This is a genomic window from Pseudoalteromonas sp. S16_S37 (genome assembly GCF_014694405.1).
Classification (GTDB): domain Bacteria; phylum Pseudomonadota; class Gammaproteobacteria; order Enterobacterales; family Alteromonadaceae; genus Pseudoalteromonas.
Window position 1 is genome coordinate 1 of record NZ_JAAUWV010000224.1, and the last position, 322, is coordinate 322.

Annotated in this window: 1 pseudogene; it reads right to left on the bottom strand. The window is 39.4% G+C overall.

Annotation, left to right across the window (positions count from 1 at the left end):
• A pseudogene (locus tag HC733_RS22725) lies at positions 1-184 on the bottom strand (IS4 family transposase); the annotation flags it as partial.
• Positions 185-322: the final 138 nt, after the last annotated feature.

Below are 322 nucleotides of genomic sequence, written 5' to 3' on the forward strand. Positions count from 1 at the left end.
TATCAGCGTGACTCCAGTCCACCAAAATGACCGGATGCTTTTCGGTCACCACAAGACGGCATAAACGAACATAAACCGTTGTCGATTCACGTAATAACTCATGGTTACTGAGCAGCCGACCAATGCGTTTAATGTCATGCTTTTCAGTTGTTTTTGACGCCAGATTGCGCCCAATCGAAGTCATACCAATTACATTAAATAAGTGATCAGATATTGCGACAGATAAATGGCTTAGAAACAAGGTAAATATTTCGCTATGTAGTTATTCTACATGAGAAATATTTAACGCAGTTAATGAGTCATTTAGCTCGCTAGAATGATC